Origin of the sequence: Pseudoxanthomonas beigongshangi, from assembly GCF_016820515.1 — a bacterium.
Lineage (GTDB): Bacteria > Pseudomonadota > Gammaproteobacteria > Xanthomonadales > Xanthomonadaceae > Pseudoxanthomonas_A > Pseudoxanthomonas_A beigongshangi.
On sequence record NZ_JADHDV010000012.1, the window covers coordinates 115,888 to 137,057 of the forward strand.

A 21,170-nucleotide genomic window follows, 5' to 3' on the forward strand; every position below is an offset into this window, starting at 1 on the left:
GGGAGCGGCTTAGTGAAAGCGCGTTCGATGGGACGCTGGCAGTTGGCGACCCGCCGCAAGTCGCTGGAGGCGGTGGTGGCCGATGGCGAGCGTGCCGGCCTGCACCGGCGGCTGGGCGCCGGCAGCCTGCTGGTGCTGGGCGTGGCCAACATTCTTGGCGCCGGAATCTATGTCGTCACCGGCACGGCGGCGGCCAGCTTCGCCGGTCCCGCCGTGGTGCTGGCTTTCGTACTGGCGGCGTTGGCCTGCGGATTCACCGGCCTGTGCTATGCGGAGCTGTCCTCGGTCATCCCGGTGTCGGGATCGGCGTATTCGTACTGCCAGGTGACCCTGGGCGAGGGTGCGGCGTGGGCGTTGGCGTGGATGGTGATCCTGGAGTATCTGCTGGCGGCCGCGGCGGTGGCGGCGGGGTTTGCCGGCTATCTGACCAGCCTGCTGGGTGACTGGCATGTCGCGGTACCGCTGGCGTTGGCCACTTCCAGCGTCACCGCCAGCCAGCAGGGCGGGCACACCGAGCTGGCGTTCAGCGGCGGCATCAATCTGGTCGCGATGTTGGCCGTGCTGGCCGCGGCGGCCGTGCAGATTGCCGGCGTGGGGCGCTCGGCCTGGGCGAACCTGGTGCTGGTGCTGATCAAGATCGCGGTGTTGCTGGCGTTCGTGGCGGTGGGTTCGCAGTTCATCGATGCGGCCAATTGGCGGCCGTTCCTGCCGGCGAACGAAGGCGGCTTTGCCTATGGCTGGCCTGGCGTGCTGCGGGCGGCGGCGATGCTGTTCTTCGCCTACCTCGGGTTCGAGACCGTTTCGATGGCGGCCGCCGAAGCGCGCCAGCCGCGTCGGGATGTTCCGGTGGGCATCCTCGGTTCGCTGGTGGTCTGCACCATTCTCTACATCGCCGCGGGCGCGGTGCTGACCGGCCTGGTGCCTTTCCGCGAACTCGGCGTGCCGGACCCGGTGGCGCTGGCGGTGGATCGCATCGGTTGGCCCGGCTTCGCGGTGCTGATCAAGATCGGGGCACTGACCGGACTGGGCTCGGTGTTGCTGGCCAATGCCTACGGCGCCTCGCGTATCAGCCTGAGCATCGCCCGCGATGGCCTGCTGCCGGCCTTCTTCACCCGCGTGCATCCAAAGCTGGGGACGCCCTGGCTGGCCAGCGTGGCCTTTGGCGCGGCCAGCGCGCTGCTGGCGGCGCTGCTGCCCATCAGCATCCTGGGCGATCTGATCTGCCTGGGCATCGCCTCGGCCTTCATCGTGGTGTGCATCGCGGTGATGTGGCTGCGTTCCCGGCGTCCGGACCTGCGCGGCGGTTTTCGTGTGCCGCTGGGCGGGGTGTGGATAGGCCGCACGTGGATTGGCGTGGTCCCCGTGCTGGGCATCGTGATGTGCCTGGCGATGATGGCCCCTGTCCTGGGCGACATGGTGGCGCAGGTGCGGCGCGGTGATGTGCTGCCCGCCAGCATCCTGGTGGTTTACGTATTGGCAGGCGCCTCGCTTTATCTCGGTTATGGCCAGCGCCGGGCACGCCGGCAAATCCAGGATTCCAACGCATGACCTTTCAAGCTTTTCCCTTGGCCCAGGCGCTGCAGCTGGGCTGCCTGGATGCGCACGATCAGTCTGCCCTGGTGCGTCGCGGTGAACTCTCGCCACGCGAGCTGACCGCCGCCGGCATCCTGCGCGCACGCCATCTCGATCCCACGCTGGGCGCGCTCAGCCATGCCGACTTCGAGGGCGCGCTGGATCGCGCCTCGCGCGTTTCTCCCGACGCGCCGATGGCCGGCGTGCCGTGGCTGCCGAAGGATTCGGTGCGCTATCCGGGCATGCCCACGCGTGGCGGCTCGCGTTCGCGCAGCAGTGTTCCGGCGACCGACGCGCCGCCCTTCGTCCAGCGGTTTGATGCGGCCGGACTGGTGGCGATTGGCAAGAGCGCCATGCCCGAGTTCGGTCTGATGGGATCCACCGAGCCCCTGCTCGGCCCGGTCACGCGCAATCCCTGGCGCCTGGATCATTCGCCCGGCGGTTCCAGCGGTGGCGCGGGCGCCGCGCTCGCCGCCGGCATCGTGCCGTTGGCCCATGGCAGCGATGGGGCCGGGTCGATCCGCATTCCGGCGTCTGCCTGTGGCGTGGTCGGCCTGAAGCCCGGGCGCGGCGCCACGGTGGCGGTGCGCGGTCGCCATGCCATCGAGGATCTGATCGTGGCCGACAGCCTGATGTCGCGCAGCGTGCGCGATACGGCCTGGGCGTTCGCGGCCGCCTACCCGGATGCCGACTTCAGCGTGCAGGCGCTGACGCGCCCGCCCAGGCGTTTGCGAATCGGCGTGGTTGACGCCTCCTTGCCCGGGTTGGCGCCCGATCCTGCGGTTTCCCGCGTGCTGGAAGACGTGGTCGCGCTCTGTTCGTCGCTCGGCCACGAGGTCGAGACCACGCAATATCCGCTGCCCGGTTCTGATGTTTGGCAGGCGCTGTACACGCTGTGGTCCAGGCTTGGCCTGGATGCCGTGGAGATGGCGGCCGCGCAAGGCGGCGACGACTTCGCCGCCCGGTCGCTGGAGCCGTGGACGCACGGACTCGCCCGTTACCATCGCACGCGTTGCGGCGTGGCGGAGCTGGAACAGGCGTATGCGACGGTGGCCGCGCTGCCCACCGCGTTCGCCGCACTTCATCAACATATCGACGTATTGCTGACGCCAACGCTGCGCAGCCCGCCTCCCCCGCTGGGCGAATTGGTGCCGGATCGCGACTTCGAGGAACTGCTTCCCGCGATGTTCCATTGGATGAGCTATACCCCGCTGCAGAATCTGGCGGGCACGCCGGCGATATCGCTGCCGTTGGGGCAAAGCGATCGACTGCCAATAGGCGTGCAGTTCGCCGCCGATCGCGGGCAGGAGCCGTTGCTGTTGCAACTGGCCGCCGAACTCGAACAGGCAGCGCCCTGGCATGGCCGTTGGCCTAATGTTTCCGCCGCCGCCGCAGTGAAGGAGATCCGCTGATGGGACATGCCCGTGACAGCCGCTACGCAGCGCGAACGCAGGACGACGTGCTGCGCCTGCTGGCCGCCCATCCGCTCGCCTGGCTTGTGTCATGCGGGGGTGAGGATGCCGCGTTCACGCCGCTTCCGTTGCGCGCGGAGTGCGACGCCAACGGCACGCTGGTGGCGTTGCGCGGCCATCTGGCCAAGCGCAATCCGCATGTCGCTCGCCTGCAACGCGACGGCCGCGCGCAGGCGCTGGTGATGGGGCCGCAAGCCTATGTGTCTCCCAGCTGGCTGGATGACCGCACCCAGGCGCCCAGTTGGAACTATGCCGCCGTGGCTTTCGACCTGGAGGTCACGGTGAGTTCGGACGAGGATGACATCCGGACGGAACTCGAGGCGCTGACGGCACAGATGGAGGCCGGTCGTCCGCGTGCCTGGTCGCTGGAGGAGATGGGCGAGCGCTATGCGCGATTGGCCTCGGGCGTTGTGGCGTTGCGTGGTTCGGTGCTGGAGGTGCGTGCCACCTTCAAGCTTGGCCAGGACGAAGCGCGGCATGACTTCGCTCAATTGCTGGCCGGGCTGGAGGCCGGTGGCGAGCACGCACTGGTCAACTGGATGCGGGATTTCGCCGGTGATGCGAAGGAGCGCGCATGAGCCGCAGCCTGGAGGCGCTGGACCCGCAAATCCGCCGTTTCATCGAAGACGTCTGCCGGGAAGGCGCGCGGCTGCGCGGTGGCCGCGCGCTGGACTGGCCCGAGCGCCGGCTCATCGCGGCCCAGGCGCGCACGCCGTGGCGCGAAGGCGGTCCCCGCATGCTTGCCACCCGCGACTATCGCCTGCCCTCTGCGCACGGTGAGTTTGGTCTGCGCGTGTTGTATCCGCAGGTCATGGAGGCGCAGCCCTCCCCCGCGTTGGTGTACTTCCACGGCGGCGGATGGTGCATGTTCGGACTCGATACGCATGACCGTCTTCTGCGGGAGTACGCCGACGCTTCGCGCCGGGTGGTGGTGGCAATCGACTACAGTCTGGCCCCCGAACATCCCTATCCGGCCGCGCTCGACCAGGCCGTCATCGCGCTGGATTGGCTGCATGAGCACGGCACCGATGCGGGTATCGATGCCAGGCGTATTGCGTTGGGCGGTGATTCCGCCGGTGCCAATCTTGCCGTGGCGGCCGCGCTGCGCCTTCGCCAAGCCGGACAGCTGGCGCGCATATCGGCGTTGGTCCTCAACTATGGCGCCTGGACGCCGGTTCTATCCGCTGTCGCGCGGCAGACCCTGGGGACTTCCGAGGACATGCTCAGTGGCGCGGAGATGGACGAGTTCTGGGCCGCGTATCTGGGGCCCGAGGCGGAACGCACGGTCACTCCGCTGTCGGCACCGCTTCTTGCGGAACTGCATGACTTGCCACCCGCCCTGCTGCTCTGGGGCGACCGCGACGTCCTGGCCGAACAGAACGCGGCGATGGCGCAGCGGCTGCAACAGGCGGGCGTGCAGGTAAGCACCCACGTCTATCCCGGCGCGCCACACAGCTTCATCGAGGCGATGTCGGTCTCCGATCAGGCGCGCGACGCCATTGCCCGTGGGGCAGAATGGATACGCCGACACACTCCTGTTTTCTCCTCGCAAGGACTTCCTGCATGAGGCCGATGCTTCACCGTCTGTTCGTCATCGGCCTGATGATGGCCGCTCTACCGACCTTGGCCTTGGCACAGGCGTCACCGGTGATCCCCACGCCGGACATGATCATGGCGCTCAAGATCGTCGGCGATCCGCAGATCGATCGCGAGGGCCGCTGGATCGCCTACACCGTGGGGACACCCCGGAGCCACGGGAAGCGGCCGCTCAGTCGCATCTGGCGCGTGCCGGCGACGGGCAAAGGGGGCGCCCAGGAAGTCGTCGCTCCCGAAGACGCCAACGAGGAACATCCACGATGGAGTGCGGACGGCCGCTACCTGTACTTCATTTCCAATCGACCTTCATCCGCGGCGGATGACTCCAAGGACGTGGCCGACGCACAGGTGTGGCGGGTCGACGCGAACGGCGAAAATCCAACCGTCCTGACGCATTCGCCCGGTGATGTCAGTGCGTTCGAAGTCGCGCGCGACGGAAGCCGCATCGCCTATCTGGCTGCGGACGCGCCCAATGCCGCCACCGTCGCCGCGCGCGAGGCCAAGGATGACGCGGTGCTGGCGGATCACTCCACTCAGTTCTCACGCGTGTGGCTGCGTGACTTGGGCAACGGGGAAGCCCGGGCACTGACCGCGCCGGATCTCCAGGTTCACGACCTGGCCTGGTCCCCGGATGGGCGACGCCTTGCCATGCGGGTATCCCGTGGCACCACCCTCAATGACTATTGGTATCGCTCGCGCGTGGTGCTGATTGACGCCGATACCGGCGAGCTGGCCAAGGAACTGGAAGCACGCGCATCTGCGCATCCCCTGCAATGGTCGCCCGATGGAACGCGACTGCTCTATGGCCACCTGGGCGAGCACGGCATGGTCGCCGACGTCACCGTGCACGACCTCGGGAGTGATCGGAAGGCGGTGTTGGCGCCCGGCTGGAACGGCACGTTATGGCTGGTGCGCTGGCGGGATGATCGCACCCTGCTGGGCTTGGGCCAGCGCGGTGTGCGGGGCGCGTTCCTGCGCCTGGATGCGACGACCGGTCAGTGGCGCGAAGTCGCACGGCCCCGGATTCCGTTTGCTTCATTCACCACGACGAGCACCGGTCGAAGCGCCTATCTGGGCATTCGCGACGACCAGCCCGCCGAGGTATGGACCCTGGATGGCGGCACGCTCGCCGCACGCACCGACACGCATCCGCAGGTCGCTGGATGGGCGCACGGCCAGGTGCGGGAACTGGCCTGGACGTCCTCGCGCGATGGTTTGGGCATCACCGGCCTGCTGGTGACGCCGCCCGGCTGGAAGCCGGGCACGCCGTTGCCCACGCTGGTACAGGGACACGGGGGACCGGCCTGGGCCTGGTGGTCGGGCTGGCTGGGCTCCTGGCATGACTGGGCGCAGCTGCTGGCGACCCACGGCTATGCGGTGTTCCTGCCCAATCCACGCGGCTCGGAAGGCGGCGGCCATGCCTTCGCCGAAATGGCGCGTGGCGACTGGGGCGGCGGGGATTTCCAGGACATCCTCGATGGCCTGGACATGCTGGAAAAGGAAGGTGTGGTCGATCCTCGGCGACTGGCCATCGGCGGCTGGAGCTACGGCGGCTACATGGCGGCCTGGGCGGTCACGCAGAGTGATCGCTTCCGCACCGCGATTGTCGGCGCGGGCGTCATCGACATCGGCGCCATGGCGCTCACCACCGACACACCCGACTACCTGCCAGGCTATTTCGGCGATCCGGTAACGCAGCGCACGCGCTATGACGCGCACTCGCCGATTCGTTACGCCGACCGGGTGAAAGTGCCGGTGCTTATCCTGCATGGCGAAGAGGACAAGCGCGTGCCGCTGTCGCAGGGCGAGATGTTGCATCGCGCACTCGTCTTCAACGGCACGCCGGTGACCATGGTCACCTATCCGCGAGGACCGCATTGGTTCTTCGAAACCGCCCACGGGCGTGATGTCCAGCAACGTGTTCTGGACTGGCTGGATCGGCAACTGGGAACGGAGCGGTCCCCATGAGTTTCGGTATGGAGGTCGCCTTCATCGGGGGCGGGCACATGGCGCGCTGCCTGGTGGAGGGATTGCTGAGCCAGGGCCGGGATCCGGCACGGATCGCGGTGGCCGATCCCGTGGCGGCCACCCGCGATGCCTTGTCCACGCAGTTGCAGGTCCGGGTGTTCGAGCAGGGCATCGACGCGGTCGCCACCGCCGACTTGTGGGTGCTGGCAGTGAAACCACAGGTGGCGCGCGCGGTTTGCGAGGCGCTGGCCGGACAGGCGGCGCGGACGCGACCATTGGTCATCTCGGTCATGGCCGGCATCACCCATGCGCAATTGAGGCAATGGCTGGGCGTCGACACCCTCGTGCGCAGCATGCCGAATCAGCCTGCGGCCATCGGCGCGGGAATCACCGCGCTGTACGCGGATCCCTCGCTGGACGTCACGTCGCGGACGATCGCCGAGGCGGTCTTCAGCAGCACCGGCACCACCGTCTGGATCGAGCACGAGACACAGATGGACATGGTCACCGCGATCTCCGGCAGTGGCCCGGCCTATCTGTACCGGTTGGCCGAAGCCATGGAGGGCGCCGCCTGCGCGCGCGATATGCCGCCCGAGATCGCACACCATCTCGTGGTGCAAACCCTGCTTGGCGCCGCGCGCATGCTGCAGGTCTCGGGAGAATCCCCGGCGCAACTGCGCGGACGGGTCACCTCTCCCGGCGGCACCACCGAGGCGGCCATCCAGACCCTGGAAAATGGCGGTTGGGCGAAGCTGATCGATGAGGCCGTGGACGCCGCGCATGCACGCGGACGAGCGCTGGCCGAACAGTTCGGTTGAACCTGCGACAGGCCCGTGCACCGAATCGTCCACTTGGGTGGGGGATACGCAGCCGGCTCATTCGCAACGACATCGGAAGTGACGGCGTGTTGCGGCCCGAACATCATCGATGGGCTTTAGCGCATAAGTTGCTTTTGCGTTCTCGCATAAGTTGACCAAGGTCAGATGCGAAAGACGCGGATGGTCAGAACGGGCCCCAGGCCCCTCTGGCGCGGCCAAGGACGAAATTCCGGTGGGGCTACTGGTCAATCGACGGCTGCAGGGCCTGACGCGTCTTGTCTATTCCGATTTGGGGGGCGGCTTTCCGGGAGCGGGCAGATGGGGGTTCGAAGTGGGCTTACCCACTTCCTTGTTCGTTCGGTTTCCCACCGCGCGGATTCCGGCATCCTGCCTGTCGCTGCGGTTCGCCAGCAGCTGGATGCGACAGCTCCGCGTGTCATCGGCCGGATCATTGCCCCTCGGTTCGTCCGCATGTGCTCGACGAGCCCCTATGGACCAGGGAATGCCGGGTCCGGGCTTCTCCGCATGCCGCATCGTGCCGGGGACGGATTTCCGCCACTCGGCATCCCCGTCTAACCGAAAGTGGCGCTGCTTCTCGGGACCACGGGAATGTCCTGCCTGCCCTCGGCGCTTTGCAAGCAGCCGTGATCCGTCAACTCCGGCAAGCCGCGCGCGTCCTGGGGCAACGGGGGGCAGCTGGATTCCACCAGGCACGGAAACACGAACCCCAACAGGGCGGCGCGGATTTTCACTTGATTCTCCGCTTGCCGAATCGGGGCCAGAGTGCCGGCCAGTCGCAGGATGGGCCGCCGCGCGTTGGCGCATTCCGTTGCCCGCGTGACGGCGACCCGTTGCATACGTAGACACCCGGTGAACGCATCGCCTGACCACATGAATTGGCGCTCATTGAAATCGCTTCTATGGAGATTGATCGACGAGTTGGAACCGGCCGCGAAAAAGATGGTGGGCTCGGACTCGACAACTGACTAACGGGAAAGCGTAACGACGGCGAATCGCGAAAAAATCCGTGCGTGACATTTCGTGATTGATAATCACCATGCCTTGGAACCGATTGCCTCGTTCATCTGGGAAGCGCGATCTCGCCGCGACCGGTCGCCAGCCATTCAACCGAGACCTCTGTCGTGGTCGCCACTTCCACCAGATTGCTTGCACTTGGCTTGGGACGTTGGCTGACCTCCCAATTGGCGACCGCACCGCGCGATACGCCAATCCGTTCCGCCAGCTGACTTTGTGTCATCCCAGCACGCTGGCGCGCCACACGCACACGCGTCGCCATGTCCATGGTTTTTCGTCTCCGCCGAGTTCTCTTCTGGAGTTAAACGCGGACTGGCCCCTGCCTCCCTACCTCCCTTCGCGGGCGACAGGAATGAGTCATTCAGGGATGGCCGCCTGCGTTTGCGTAGAAGGTCCCCAGCGGAGACGAGAAGCGCCATGCCGCCTTGCAGCCGTCCGAATCCACGATCGGCCGCCACGACTGATTGCGGGAAATGGCCATACGACGGCGACACGCGCATGCAAGGATGCGCGCGGACGGGTGACCGCTCGACGCGTTATCTGGCAGGTCCTTCGCTTGTCTCGCCCGACCGTGAAGGAAAAGCGCGCATTCCCGCATCGCGCCTCATCCGCCGCCCGGGGTCTTATCCCCGCATCCGATCCCGCTTCGCGCCACCCGCTCCCTGAAGAGATCAATACGTTCGGATTTCCAGCCGCGCGGCCGGCAAGCGCGGCCGACGACCGGGTTCGCCACCTCCCGCATGGACGGCCAGCAGCGCCGTCATCGGCCGGTGCATCATCGCCGCACGCCTACGGCACGCTGCAGGTAACGATGAAGGTGACGCTGCTGTTGGCCGGAAATGTGGGGATGGCCACGCCGGGCCCCTGCAGGGTACTCACATCCAGCGCGGACGGGCATATCGCGCCCCCCGTCGCCCCGCCGCAGCTCACCGCCGTACAGTTCAGCCCGCTGACCGTATCGCGAACAAGCGCGCCATCCGCCGCGTCCGGACCCGCGTTGCTCACCACGATCGTATAGCTCGTCGCAGTGCCGCTGGTCACCGTATCGTTGGCCAGGTCGTCCGGCCCTGACGAGGCCGTATTGGTCTTGGTGACCGACAAATCCGCCTTCGGCTTCCGCGTATTGATGAAGCTGCAGGTCAGGTCGTCGCCCGCCGCCGGCGTCACGCTGAAGCTGGTGCCACTGCCGGCCGGGGTTTGCCCACCCGAGGCGGCATTGATGCAGCTGTAGGTGGTGGCGTAATTCGCCAGATCCGCTCCAGCCGCGGCCGACTCCGACAGGGTGTAGGTCGCGCCGAGGGTCGCCACCCCCACCGTCACCATCCCGGTTGCCGTGCCGCCGCTGCCGCCGGTCGTGACGGGCGCGGGCGCGCCCATACCGGCAATGCCCAGGGTGAACTGGTCCGTGGTATTGAAACGACCGCCGGGCAGCGACTTCTGCAGACGCACGATGGCCTGCTTGCTGTTGGTGTAGGTGCAGTTGATGTTCTCGCCCGCGTCCAGGTCGATGGTGGCCACGCCCGTGCCCAGGTTCACCGTGGTACCGCTGTCCGGGTCGGCGCAGATCAGGCCAGTCAAGGTCCAGCCAGCCACTGCCGTTTCGGCCACGCTGTAACTGCCCGCGGCCAAGCCGATGAACGTCCGGGTGTTCGGCAAGGCGGCGTCGGCGTCATCGTCCAGGCTGAAGTCGCTCAAGCCCAGGCCCGTGGTGACGAAGGCGAAGTCCTGCGCGTCGTCGGGCAGCGCGTCCTTGACGATGGTGATGCTGCCGCTCTGCACGTCCGTGTCATTGGCGGTATTGTCGGCCGGGGTCGACTCGGTCACGCCGGCCGGCACAGCCAGGACGGCCGTGTTGGTCAGGCTGCCGCTTGTGGCCGTGGCTGTCGCCGTGACCGTGAAGGTGACGCTGCCACCTTGGGTCAGCAGGGGAACGACGATGCCCGGGCCCTGCATCAGCGCCACGGTGGTGTTGGCTGCGGCCGGGCACTGCGAACCGAGCGTGGCGTTTCCACAGGTCACGGCGTTCACCGACAGGCCGGTCACCACCGGGTCGGTGAAGACCGCATCGCTGACCGTGACGTTGCCATTGTTGGTCGCCACGATCGTATAGATCAGACTTTGTCCGGAGACATACGTCGCCTGTCCGTCGGTCTTGGTGATGGTCAGGTTAGTAGTGGACGGACCATTGAATTCGGAGGTCGCGCCAGAATCGCAGGCCGCGGTCAGGCAGCGGGTCGCGGTCATGCGCAGGGTGGCGGCGTCCACGCTCGCGACACTGCAGCTGCTGGGAACGGTGGCGCTGGGACTGGCGACGATGCACGACCCTAACCAGACCTGGCCCTCGCCGTAGCCGGTCGGATCCACGCCACCGGGGTTGTTGTAGAAATCGATTCGATAACCGTTGGGGTTTGCGACGGTATCGAGAACGAATTTGACGGTGTTGCCCGAAACGCCGGTGACCACCGGAAAGTTCTGCACACCGTTGGGGCCGGTATCCACGTCACCGGCATCGTTCGGGGTCACACCGTTGTTGGCCAGATCGATGCCCAACCCCAGATTCCCGGAGATGTTCGTGTTGGCGTATACGATGTTGTTTGCAGCATTAACGCCGGTGATGTTTACGCCATCACCACGGTTGTCTGTAATGCTGTTTCCAGTGATGACATTGCCGTTGACCTGAATCAAGTTCGCGCTGGGAAGCAGCACGCCAGATCCGGAGTTATTGGTGATCGTGTTTCCCTGGATGAGATTGTTATTGAACACGCCCACCTGGACGCCGCCGCCGTAACCGGTGACGGAGACACCAGAGCCGCCTCCACCACTCACTGTGTTGTTGGTGATGATGTTGTTGCTGGCTCCGTAGGGGCCGTCGAACTGCATTCCCAATCGAATGCCGATACCCGTGCTGTTGGTGATGCTGTTGCCATCAACCAATATGTTGTCAGCCGTGAAAAGTACGATACCGGAAGTTCCACCCGTCACGGTGTTGTTGGTGATGGTGCCGTTGTAAGCTGGATTCGCGAGGTAAGGCGAGCTGGCGGTATTGTAGTAATTGATGCTGTAGACACCGCCGGCAACGTTATTGTTGTTGGTGGTGACGTTGTCGCTGTCGCGCACCAGGATGGCGCTTCCCGTCGTCACGCCCATCGTGAACGTATTTCCCTGGATCAGCATGTTCGATACGCTGTTGACACGCACCGTACTGGCTGGATTGACGGTCCCGGTGAACCCCATGTTCAGGAGCTGGCTGTCGTCGGCTCCCGAATCTTCAAAATTCAAGGTGTCGAAAGGTCCACCCGCAAGACTGACGACATTGCCGCCGTTGATGATCACGGTATCAATGACACCGGGAAGCGTCGAACCCAGCACGATGGCGCCTGACACACTGAACACGATGGTGTCAGCCACCCCCGTGGTGGCATTGGCCTCCTCAATGGCTGCGCGCAGCGTGGTACAGCTGAAGCTTGGGCTGACGCCCGTGCATGACCCCGCCGCATCGCCCAGCGTGGTCACCGTATAGGTATCCGCCTGGGCGCGAAAGGAGAACAGTGCCAAAGCGATCAGTAGGACCTTCGAGATTTTGATAGGCATCATGAATGCACGCATAAATTTTCTGTTTTTGCCATGAAATGCCAACCCACTACCTTTGACGAAACGCTTCGTACTGGAAATGGCCGTCGGCTTGCGCCTGCCGCGTTCGTGCCGTGAACCGCCGCCGAATCAATACCGGCCCGTCAGGTTGATGAACCAGCCCTTGTGGTCGTTGTCGAAGTCGGTCAGGTCATCGCTGAAATCGGTGAAGCTGTAGCCAACGCCGATACGGAAGTTCTTGCCGATGTCACGGTCCAGCCCGATCAGCGCGCCGCCCGTGCTGCCGCCGCGCTTCACGTCCAGCCAGCGATACGCCGCCAGTGCGTGCCACTGCCCGGCCAGGTCGTAGCGCGCCGAAACCGCGGCGAAGTTCGTGGTCGAGTCGGCCCAGTTGCCGGCATTGCGACCATGGCGCACCTCGCCTTCGCGGCGTGCCACCTTTGCGGCGAACTCCCACTGCGCGGTCACCTTGTACGTGCCCTCCAGCGATACCACCTGGGTTTTCTGGTCGTAGTCCGCGCCACCTACCTGTCCCAGCGTGGCCAGGTCGTACAAATAGGTGTAGCGCCCGAACAAGCCCCAGCGCACGCTGTTCCACGGACGATAAGCGAAGCCGAAGTTGCCTTCGATGAACTTCGCGCCGGCCGCCGCATCCACCTCATCGGTGGTCTTCGAATAGTTCAGCCTTGCGGCGATGCGCCAGCTATCGTTGATCTTCCGGGTCAGGCGGTGGGTACTGACCCACTGCTCGCGCCGCTCGGCGCCGGTGTCCTTGCGCCACTCGATCTTGCTCTGCCAATCGGTGGCCGGCGAAGTGCGGCCGCCATTGAGACTGACCGCCTTGCGCCGCACCTGCCCGCCGTCCACGTGGGTCAGGTCGCCCTTCATCAGGGTGAAGCCCGTGTTCCAACCCTGCGCCGGATAGAAATCCATACCAAAGGTGTGCGCCAGGCCCGATTCGCCGCGCCCCTTCAGCATCTGGCTCTCGTTGAACAGGTTGACCTGATGGGACAGGCGCCAGCGCTGGCCCAAGGTCCAGCCCGTCTGCCGGTTGGGGTTGAACAGCGGGTCGTACTCGGTGGTATCGGTACTGTAGGTGTAGCTGCCGTAGATCGTGTGTTCGGGATCGAGCCGGTATTCGGCGTTGACCGTGGCCGCGTCACCGCGGTCACCGCTGCTGACTTCCGCGCCCACGCTGGACAGGCCGTTGAACAGGTATTTGGCGCCCAGCGTGTACAGATCGTTGTCGGCATAGCGGCCACCATCGTCGTCCACGGTGAGCTGGGCCTGCCCGTACAGGTCCAGGCGGGTGCCGAGGCGCTGTGCGTACTTGAGGGCGGCCAGCGTGCCGGCGGCATCGCCGCCCACGCGCTGCTCCTCGACGCGACGCAACTCGCCGCTGAGCGTGCTGGCTTCGTCGATGCGCCACTCGCCGCTCAGCTGGGCCTGGGTCAAGCTTTCATCGCCGCGCTCGGCCTTGGTGAATCGCGCGTACACGCCGACGTCCGGCGTGAACTGCCCCAGCACTTCGGCCCCGTACTCGGTAATCTCCTCACCGCTGCCGTAGCGGCCGGTCGAGTAGCCGGCACCGACCTTGCGCCACCAGGTGCCCGCGCTCCAATCCTGTTCGACCCAGCCCAGTTCCTTGAAATTGGCCCGCGCTTCGATCGCCCTGGCGTCGCCTTCGCGGCGGCCAGCGGCGTCATTGATCTGACTGAAGCTGAGGCCACCGTTGTCGGAGAAGAATATCGGCGCGGCGGACGATTCGGTCTGCGTGTATTCCGCCTTGAGGTAGGTGCCCTTGCCCGCCTGCAGGGTCAGATCGCCGCCGGCGATGGTGTAGTCCTCGCCGGCGCGGTTCTCGTCCACGTAGGTGGCGCCGACGGCGACATGATCGCCGAACCATTGCTTGCCGCGCAGGCCGGCGGCGATGTCGTCGGGATCGAACCCGGACGGGATGAATTCGTAGTCCACCAGCAGGCGCTGCTCGAACCCGTCCAGCGGGGTGTCGCGCGTCAGCGTGGACACGTTGTCGCGGGTGATCTGCGACAGCGGCCGGGTCAGCAGGACGCGGCCCTGCAGTTCGTCGATCTCATAATCGGCGCCACGGGTCAGCGTGGCGCGGTGCTCGACGCGGCCGGTGGTCGGGTCCCGCACCTCCAGCACGACCACGTCCGATCCCGGCAGGATGTCGGTGTGGCGCAGGTAGTACAGGCTGCCGCCGGTGCCGATGAACTCGTTGTGCCCCGGCGCGCTCTGCGCCTCGGAGCCGAACAGTCGCAACTCGCTCTTCGGGTCACCCCAGGGATTGGTGCCGCGCGAGCGCCAGTTGAAGGCCGCGCCATACAGCGAGCGCACGTATTGCGCGTACTCGGTCCCGGTGATGCCGGTCTGGTAGTTGCCCCACAGTGCCTGGTTCTTGTCCCAGTCCACACGCAGGTAGAAGCGGCCCATGGTGTCCACATCGCGATACACCGTAGAGTCGTCGCCGTATACCGGGTAGTACAGGTCTGGATCGAGGCGGCGGAAGATGTCCTGCGGATATGCCTGGCCGAAGCCATCGAACAGATGCTCGAGATCCTTCTCGGTGGTGTCCGCCTGCGCGGTGACCAAGTACTTCCCTCCCCACTTGGCCTTGCCGTAGAACGCCAGGCGGCCGTCGCTGATCACGTCGTCGTCGTAGCGCACGTCGGTGACGGACAACGCCGGTGAACCGCTGACCTTGTTCTTCTCGACAGTCACGTCGGCCAGACCGACGCCAAAGAAGTACTTCCCGGTGACGTCCACGTTCAGCGTATGCGATGCGACGCCATTCCTGGCATCGCGTGTCGCTCCTTCGGCGGTGGACCCTTCGCCAACCACGATATCGAAGCGGTGGCTGCCCACCGGCACCAGGTACTCGGCGACGAACTTGCGCTCCATGTCGACCGGATAGCTTTCACCGTTGATCCGCAGCTGCGTCTGGCCGGGCAGATTGCGGCCCTGGATGCGGATGCGCGAACCGTACAACGGGATGTTCTGCTGACGCAGGCCGTTCTGCGCGAACGCCGCGTCGATCAGGCTCCGGGCCTGCGCCTGTTCGACGCTCATCGATGTGCCCAGGGTTCTCTGGCTGCTGTCGCGCAGCAGCCTGGCGCCGCGCTCGAACTCCTCCGGTTTGACCAGTTGGAACCTGTTCGGGAACGTCTCGTCGAAGTTGCCTTGCGCGTCGTAGGCGCGCAGCACGTAGACCAGCTCGTCTCCCTGGCGGAATGGATACTTCGCCGGCAGTTTTCCGTCCCATTCGGAGTTGGCGACGTTGCCGACCTTCAGCGGCAGCGTGGCGATCGGCTCGATCAGGTCCGCGTCTGCCGCACGGTACACATACAGCTCGTAGCGCTGCACGAATGCCGAGTAGTTGCTGCGTACATAGAACTGCACCGGCTGGACGATCGCCTGGCCATCGAACGGCACCAGTGACGGCGCCGAAACGGTCAACGATGCGTCACCCAGCGTCGGGTCTTCGGTCGCCCAGATCGCGCCGCCGCCGGGCAGCGGGATCGAGAATTTCCCCAGCGCGACCGCCTTGCCCGGCTGCTCGATCGCCACGGTCACGCGGCGATCCGGCTGCAGTTCCGCCGATGAGGATTGCTTGCCCGTGCCCTGGGTGACCGGCTTGTCGTAGCTGCGGGTACGCAGGCGAAACAGCAGGCCCTCCTGCGAAGCGCAGGATTCATCGGTGCATTCGAGCAGTTGGGCCGTGCCCTCCGCCTTGTCCTGCGGCGGCTGCGTCCGCGCGTCCGCTTCCTGCGCACCGGCCAGCGGCGTCATGCCCGCCAGGATGCCAATCAGCGTGTAATCCAGCAGCTTCATTTTCATCTGCATGATCCGCGTCCCCCTCACTTCCGCTTCGCGCCGACAGCGGCGGTCGGATCGTCATTCACTTCCACACGGACCTTGGCTCGCACCTCCGGGCTCAGGCGTTTGGTCAATGCCTCGTACACCGCGTTGGACCGGCGCAGGCCCAGGGCGATGTTGTATTCGCGCGAGGCGCGCACGTCGGTATGGCCGACGATGCCAATCTGGCCGCCGCCCATCTTTTCCAGCGCCGCCGCGACCTTGTCCAACAACGGCTCGAACTCGGGCCGGACCACTGACTTGTCGGTGTCGAACAGCACGGTGCCCAGAAGGGCGCCACCGTCTTCCACACCGACCAGCAGCGAGTCCGGATCATCGACATGGGTGCGCGCGCTTATCTTCAATGCCTTGGCCGACTCGGCGCCGAGCTTGCCCATCAAGGCGACCTTCACCGCCATGGCCCGGTCGAACGCCAGCGCGTCGGTCTCGCCGTTGGCGGCAATGACCACCTCGCCGCCCTGGTACTGCTCGACCTTGTTCGCCATCCTGTCGATGGCGGGCAGGAACTCGATACGCACGTCGGCGCTGCCCGGGGCAAAGAACACCTGACCCATCTCTAGCTCGATCTGCTCGCTGCCGCCCGGGATCTGCTCAACCGGCAGCTTCACGCCGAAGTCGAAGCGCACCGGCAAGCCCGGCACCAGGCGACGCAGCAACGGATTGTCAGTGGTGAACCCGGTACCGGCCGGCAAGGTGGTCGGATCCACCTTCAGGATGAAGTTACGGCCGCGATCGGCACCACCGAACGTATCCGGCAGGTGATAACGCCCGAACTGATCGGTCTCGATCAACAGGCCTTCCACCGACGCGATGCGCGCCCCCGGAATGCCGCGCTCGTCGACGCCGACGTTGGAGAGAATGTAATCCACCACGTAGCCGTGCGCGCTCCGCGCAATCCTGCGCTCGACCTTCGGCGCCGCCGCATTCCGTCCCTTGGCTGCTTCACCGGACTTCTCGACCGTCGTGTTGCCCGCCTTGTCCATGCGTACGGTCACGCCCTGCGCGCTGGTCAGCACGAAGTCGTCGGTGAAATCTGGCGAGCTGAGTGTCTGTCGGATCACCGCTTGGTGCGCGCTCTCCGGATCGGCCACCGACTGGCGGCCATCGATCGTGCCTACGGTAATGCCGTGCAGCATCGGCGCGCTCGCATCGGGCTCGGGCTGCGGGCCCGTGCCGCGATCGATCGTGGTCGAGTTGAGCACGTAGGCGGACGGGTTGAAGCCGCCCTGCACGCGGACCCCACTCAGCGCCGCGCTGTCCTGCCAGCCATCACCATCGCGGTCGTCGAACACGGTGCCGAGTATCAGGCTGTTGTCCACCAAGGGGTCCGCGACCAAGGTGACTTCGGCGGTCGCCACGTTGGAGATGGGTCGATCCGTCAGCGAGTAACCCTGAGCCTGGTTGACATGAGTCCCAGGGCGGACGCCCGCGCCAACGCGCATCAGGTAGACCAGCGTCGCGGTTTCGCCGACGCCGATATCCAGGCCGCCGAACCGGACCGGGCTCTGACCGGACACGGTGGCCGCGTTGTCACCATCGACCACCGACAACGTACCTTCCACGTAAGTGAAGCCCGCCGGCGCCGTATCAACGAGATAGCCGTTGACCAGATCGGCGTCGCCCACGTTCTCAGCCGTGATGGTGAAACGGATCAAATCGCCGATCCTGGCTTCGCGGACCCCGGCGGTCTTAACCAGGCGCAGTTGTGCCTGACCCACGACGGTCAGCGTGGCCACCGCCGTATCGCAGTTGGTCGGGTTGACCCTGTCGCAGATCGTGTACGGATAGGTGTAGGCGCCCATCGGCGTACCGGGCGCCACCGTGATGGTGCCGTCCGGGTTCATCGTCAGACCCGGGTGCGGACGAGCGCCCGGAACCAGGGTGACGGCGATGGACGCGACCGGACTTCCATTCAGCGTGTCGTTGACCAACACGCTGGGCGTGACGCCACCTGCCCCGGTGCTGATCGGTTCCGGCGTATCGTCCAATGCATTGATGACCGGTGCGACCACCGTCACCGTGATGATGGCGGTTTCGCAGTTGGTCGCGTTCAACCTCTCGCAGATCTGATACGTAATCGCGTAGGCGCCCGCCGGCGTCCCCGGCGACACGCCTACCACACCTGTGACCGTATCCAGCGCAGGCACCGGGCCACCGTTGATCGGCGTCGCCGGCGTCGTCACCGTACCCGTGATCAGGGACACATCCGTGATCGGCTGACCGCTCAACGTATCGTTGGTGTACGCGTTGCCCGCGTTGGCATTGCCGGTCGCGCCATTGATGCCGGAGTACGTGTCATCGTTGGCCACGATGGGAGCCGCCCCCACCACCACGGTGGCGTTGGCGCTATCGCAGTTGGCCGGGTTCAGCACTTCGCAGATCTGGTAGGGATACGTGTACGTACCCGCTGGCGTTCCCGGCGCCACCGTGATGGTGCCGTCCGGATTCATCGTCAAGCCCGGATTCGGGCTGGTTCCTGGCGTCAGCGTCACGTCAGACGGATTCACCGGCTGGCCGTTCAGTGTGTCGTTGATCAACACCGACGGCGTCGTGCCACCCGTGCTGCCGTTTATCGACGGCGAACTGTCGTCCACCGCATCGATCGTCGCCGCGATCACGGTCACTGTGATGATTGCCGTATCGCAGTTCGTCGGATCCACTCTCTCGCAGATCCGGTACGTGATCGAATAGGTACCCGCCGATGTACCCGCCGGCACACTCACCACGCCCGTGGCCGGATCAAGCACCGGTACCGGACTACCGTTGATTGGCGTCGCCGGCGTCGTCACCGCGCCGACGATGTCAGCCGGATTCACCGGCTGGTTGTTCAACGTGTCGTTCTCGGTGTAGGCGTTGCCCGCATTGGAATTGCCTGTCGCACCGCTGATGTCCGTATAGGTGTCTCCCGTGGCATCGATGACCCGATGCGCGGTCGGCGTATCGGTGGTCGTTGTGCACCCCGGACCGGTGCTGCCCACCGTGCAGACCGGGCTGGTCGCGGTCGCGATATTGCGGATGTTGCCCGCGGTCACGTCCGCCACTGTCACCGTATAGGTGCCCACCAGCACGCAGGTCGCGCCCGGCGCTACGCTGGCGCAGGTAGTCGTGCCCGGCGTGATCTTGCTGTCGCTCACCACCACGTTGGTCAGGTTGCCGGTGGCGCTGGTGTTGGTCATGGTGATCGTATAGGTCAGCACGTCGCCCAGGCTGACCGTGCCGCTGTTGTCGCCATCGGCATTGCCGGTCAGCGCCTTCGTCAGTGTCTGGCTCATCGCGGTCGTCGAGGTCACCACGGTCGTGCTGCACGCCGGGCCCGTACTGCCCACCGGGCAGGCCGGGCTGGTCGCGGTCGCGGTGTTGCTGATGCTGCCCGCCGTCACGTCCGCCGCGGTCACCGTATAGGTGCCCGCCAGCACGCAGGTCGCCCCCGGTGCCACGCTGGCGCAGGTGATCGTGCCGGGCGTGATCTTGCTGTCGCTCACCACCACGTTGGCCAGGTTGCCGGTGGCGCTGGTGTTGGTTACGGTGACCGTATAGGTCAGCACGTCACCCAAACNTACGGTGACCGTATAGGTCAGCACGTCACCCAAACTCACCGTTCCGCTGTTGTCGCCGTCGGCGTTGTTGGTCATCGCCTTCGTCAGCGCCTGGCTCAGCGCGGTATTCGTGTATTCGCAGGCGACCGCGCCGGTGGCTGGGGTGGTGAAAGTCGCCGTTGCGGCATTGGCGCCGGTATTGACCGTCACCGGTACGGACGTGCCGTTGCACACCAACGTGACCACATGAGCGGCCACGTTGCCGGTGGAAAAGGCCTCCGTGAGGGTGATCGAGGTGCCGCCGGGCGCATTGGCGGTCGCCAGTGTGGTCGTGCCGGGCGCGGTGGAACTCCCTGCCGTCGCGTTGACGACATCCGCGCCACCCATGGTCAGGGCCACCGTGTTGCCGGCAACCCCGCCTGACCATTGCTTGCCCAGTGTGATCCCGTACAGGACCGTGTCGGTATCCGTCGCGCTATTGCAAAGCGGGTTCCCAACGTCGCATACGGGATCGATCACCCCCGTTGGCGGGGCCAACGTAACCGTATTGCTTGCCGTCTGGGCGAACGCCGACGCGACGGCAAGCATGAGCCAGCCCGCGAACGCACACGATGAAATTCGGCGCGACCACAGCATGAATTTGGAATTAGGCGACACGCAGAACGACCCCCCAGGCTTGGCGTCCAGTCCGTTACACACCTGCGATGCGCCATGCAGGCGTCGCACAAGAAAAGTAGAAAATCGGGTACGGGGCCCCTCCCCTTGACCCAGGAGCCGGCAACACTGATAAATCGCATCGCCCCAAGCACATAAATTTTCAGCGGGTCGCACCTTGTGATTGGAAGTCACAAAGCCATCGACTCACACCTTTAGTTCGATATCCCCACGGCCAAAGGCGATCCACTCAAACGAAACATTCGTTTCTATCGCGATGGAAGCTAGGTTGGCGACGTTGGGCTTGGGACGTGAGCTGATTTCCCAGTTGGAAACCGCGCTGCGCGTCACCCCAATCCGCTCCGCCAACTGACTTTGCGTCATTTCCGCCCGCAGGCGCGCGATGCGGATGCGCGCCGCCATGTCTTCCATCGTCCCCGCCCCCGATCAAGGTTCCCTCCAGAAACGCAGCATCAGCCCTCCCTCCCTACCTCCGTGTGCGACGACGGGCAAATCTCCTTGTCGGGACGAAGACACCAGGATTTCGCGTGTGAACTCCTCAACCGTATTTGCGCTCAGCCCTTAGCAAGGAACTGCTGGGAAACCCCAATGAAGGGAGCAAAGTCGTGTTGGCCATCACCCTGTGACCAATATCCACCATCCCGCCCACGCAGTTGCCTTGCATGGCGCCCACTCCGGTCCGCCACAACAATCAATCTGCGGACATCCCCGGCACCGGGTCCACAGGATTCCCACGCTTGCACCCCTTGCCGTCTGCTGAAAGCAGACGGTATCCCCGTAGCTCTTGGAAACGCAGAATGGCTCCCACCTCCCTACCTCCGACCAACTAGCGCCGGCAGAAGGCAAGGGTTGGATTTTCGGAGGGCGGTCTGATGCCAGGTGAGTTCTCCTGTCCGGCCAGCCGTCATCAACACCCGATTCGTTCTGAAACCGCATCTGGACAAGCCATCACCGCGGCTTTCGCCCCTTATCGCCGGATGGTCGTCGCCCCCACCAGGCCCGAACCGGCA

The 21,170-nt window shown here is 65.4% G+C and carries 11 protein-coding genes; 6 read left to right on the forward strand and 5 right to left on the reverse strand.

The features are described from left to right. Positions 1 to 12 precede the first annotated feature (12 nt). The 6 genes from IQ458_RS10945 to proC are packed head-to-tail and all read left to right on the forward strand — an operon-like array spanning position 13 to position 7,426. Entirely contained in the window at positions 13 to 1,548 is a 1,536-nt protein-coding gene (locus IQ458_RS10945) for an amino acid permease (RefSeq protein ID WP_328805154.1), read from the forward strand. After that, positions 1,545 to 2,984 (forward strand): amidase family protein, encoded by a 1,440-nt coding sequence (locus tag IQ458_RS10950; RefSeq protein ID WP_203322816.1) that lies wholly within the window; start codon positions 1,545 to 1,547, stop codon positions 2,982 to 2,984. The genes IQ458_RS10945 and IQ458_RS10950 overlap by 4 nt, the downstream gene beginning before the upstream one ends. Continuing rightward, positions 2,984 to 3,622, forward strand: a complete 639-nt coding sequence (locus IQ458_RS10955; RefSeq protein ID WP_203322817.1) for an FMN-binding negative transcriptional regulator — start codon at positions 2,984 to 2,986, stop codon at positions 3,620 to 3,622. Before IQ458_RS10950 ends, IQ458_RS10955 begins: the two co-directional genes overlap by 1 nt. Continuing rightward, a complete protein-coding gene (locus IQ458_RS10960; protein ID WP_203322818.1) occupies positions 3,619 to 4,611 on the forward strand; it encodes an alpha/beta hydrolase in 993 nt (330 codons plus the stop codon). The genes IQ458_RS10955 and IQ458_RS10960 overlap by 4 nt, the downstream gene beginning before the upstream one ends. After that, positions 4,608 to 6,608 (forward strand): S9 family peptidase, encoded by a 2,001-nt coding sequence (locus tag IQ458_RS10965; RefSeq protein ID WP_235996766.1) that lies wholly within the window; start codon positions 4,608 to 4,610, stop codon positions 6,606 to 6,608. The genes IQ458_RS10960 and IQ458_RS10965 overlap by 4 nt, the downstream gene beginning before the upstream one ends. Further along, complete coding sequence (gene proC / locus IQ458_RS10970) at positions 6,605 to 7,426, forward strand: pyrroline-5-carboxylate reductase (RefSeq protein ID WP_203322819.1); 822 nt, start codon at positions 6,605 to 6,607, stop codon at positions 7,424 to 7,426. The genes IQ458_RS10965 and proC overlap by 4 nt, the downstream gene beginning before the upstream one ends. A gap of 1,081 nt (positions 7,427 to 8,507) precedes the next feature. On the opposite strand, the gene IQ458_RS10975 is transcribed toward proC, so the two are convergent. From IQ458_RS10975 to IQ458_RS10995, 5 genes are all read right to left on the reverse strand, one after another. Then, entirely contained in the window at positions 8,508 to 8,729 is a 222-nt protein-coding gene (locus IQ458_RS10975) for a helix-turn-helix transcriptional regulator (RefSeq protein ID WP_203322820.1), read from the reverse strand. A gap of 521 nt (positions 8,730 to 9,250) precedes the next feature. After that, positions 9,251 to 12,052, reverse strand: coding sequence for a beta strand repeat-containing protein (locus IQ458_RS10980; protein WP_203322821.1), 2,802 nt, complete (start codon positions 12,050 to 12,052; stop codon positions 9,251 to 9,253). Positions 12,053 to 12,181: 129 nt separating this feature from the next. After that, positions 12,182 to 15,910, reverse strand: a complete 3,729-nt coding sequence (locus IQ458_RS10985) for a TonB-dependent receptor (protein ID WP_203322822.1) — start codon at positions 15,908 to 15,910, stop codon at positions 12,182 to 12,184. Positions 15,911 to 15,930: 20 nt separating this feature from the next. Further along, positions 15,931 to 20,121, reverse strand: a complete 4,191-nt coding sequence (locus IQ458_RS10990; RefSeq protein WP_203322823.1) for a DUF7507 domain-containing protein — start codon at positions 20,119 to 20,121, stop codon at positions 15,931 to 15,933. Positions 20,122 to 20,346: 225 nt separating this feature from the next. Beyond that, a complete protein-coding gene (locus tag IQ458_RS10995) occupies positions 20,347 to 20,562 on the reverse strand; it encodes a helix-turn-helix transcriptional regulator (RefSeq protein WP_203322824.1) in 216 nt (71 codons plus the stop codon). Positions 20,563 to 21,170: the final 608 nt, after the last annotated feature.

Bases quoted from the DNA above. Each gene is read 5' to 3' on its own strand.
- IQ458_RS10950 (WP_203322816.1), top strand. From the start codon at position 1,545: ATGACCTTTCAAGCTTTTCCCTTGGCCCAGGCGCTGCAGCTGGGCTGC.
- IQ458_RS10955 (WP_203322817.1), top strand. From the start codon at position 2,984: ATGGGACATGCCCGTGACAGCCGCTACGCAGCGCGAACGCAGGACGAC.
- IQ458_RS10960 (WP_203322818.1), top strand. From the start codon at position 3,619: ATGAGCCGCAGCCTGGAGGCGCTGGACCCGCAAATCCGCCGTTTCATC.
- IQ458_RS10965 (WP_235996766.1), top strand. From the start codon at position 4,608: ATGAGGCCGATGCTTCACCGTCTGTTCGTCATCGGCCTGATGATGGCC.
- proC (WP_203322819.1), top strand. From the start codon at position 6,605: ATGAGTTTCGGTATGGAGGTCGCCTTCATCGGGGGCGGGCACATGGCG.
- IQ458_RS10975 (WP_203322820.1), bottom strand. From the start codon at position 8,729: ATGGACATGGCGACGCGTGTGCGTGTGGCGCGCCAGCGTGCTGGGATG.
- IQ458_RS10980 (WP_203322821.1), bottom strand. From the start codon at position 12,052: ATGCCTATCAAAATCTCGAAGGTCCTACTGATCGCTTTGGCACTGTTC.
- IQ458_RS10985 (WP_203322822.1), bottom strand. From the start codon at position 15,910: ATGAAAATGAAGCTGCTGGATTACACGCTGATTGGCATCCTGGCGGGC.
- IQ458_RS10995 (WP_203322824.1), bottom strand. From the start codon at position 20,562: ATGGCGGCGCGCATCCGCATCGCGCGCCTGCGGGCGGAAATGACGCAA.